Below are 1,052 nucleotides of genomic sequence, written 5' to 3'. Positions count from 1 at the left end.
ACATCAGAGAAAGCGCAGGGGATTTGCTGAGGCGTGGCAGAAAAGAGTCTCACCCGCTGGCGCAGGCAAGGCTGCGGGCCTTCTACCTCTACAGGAGCGGGCAGGCAGTGGAGTACGGGCAGATAGCCAGAGAAGTGGGCTACGAGCGGCACGCGGTCGGGCAGTGGTTCCGGTGCTACAGGGAAAAGGGGCTGGAGGCCTGCCTGCGCGTGGACCCCGGCGGCCACAAGAGGGAATCGGCCATAAAAGGGAAGGTGTTGGAGGAACTCAGGCAGCGGCTGTCCTCCCCCACTGGCTACTTCACCTCCTACAGGCAGATTCACCTGTGGCTGCTGGAGGAGCACCGCATCGCCTTGAGCTACGAGCACGTGCACCGCTTCGTGCGCCGCCACCTGGGGGCAAAGCTGAAGGTGGTCAGGAAGAGCAACATCAAGAAAGACGCGGCCTACGAGGAGAAGTATAAAAAAAACTGAGCCTGCTGCTGACCTTTGTCCTGCGGCGCTACTACACCCCCCTGGCCAGGGAAGGAAAGGTGAGGGAGTGGAAGCTCTACTTCCAGGACGAGAGCAGGTTCGGGCTGATGACCGTGCTCAGGAGGGCCATCACGCTGGCGGGCGTCAAGCCGGTGGGGCCTTACCAGCACCGCTTCATCTACCGCTACTGCTACGGGATGGTGGAGCCCCTGAGAGGCGCCTGTTTTTTTGTCACCGCTCCCCACGTGAACACGCTCTACTTCGAGTACATGCTCACCGAGTTCGCCGCTCATGAGCCGGAGGTGTTCAAGGTCATCCTCCTCGACAAGGCCGGCTACCACAAGGCAAAGGAACTGAAGGTGCCGGAGAATGTGCGCCTGGTCTTCCTGCCCTCCTCCAACCCGGAACTTAACCCCGTGGAAAGGCTCTGGGAGGACATGAAGGGAAAAGTGGCCTTCAACAACTTCAAGGATGAAGGAGAGTTGGAGCAGTGGATAGAAAACACCGCCAAGGGCTACTCCTCACAGCAAATAGCCTCCCTGACTGGATATCCCTACATCAAAAAGGCTGTCGCGCAGG

General features: G+C 59.7%; 2 protein-coding genes. Both read left to right on the top strand.

Annotated features, from left to right (window positions below):
- Positions 1–473 (top strand): helix-turn-helix domain-containing protein (locus DXT99_RS26750; RefSeq protein ID WP_181885294.1); only part of this gene is annotated, 473 nt, incomplete at its 5' end.
- A gap of 59 nt (positions 474–532) precedes the next feature.
- A partial coding sequence (locus tag DXT99_RS26745; RefSeq protein ID WP_115568655.1) for an IS630 family transposase occupies positions 533–1,052 on the top strand: 520 nt, incomplete at its 3' end.

It is taken from the genome of Pontibacter diazotrophicus, assembly GCF_003367245.1.
Lineage (GTDB): Bacteria > Bacteroidota > Bacteroidia > Cytophagales > Hymenobacteraceae > Pontibacter > Pontibacter diazotrophicus.
The sequence above is the reverse complement of the archived record's forward strand: the minus strand, read 5'-3'. Positions and strand labels throughout refer to the sequence as shown.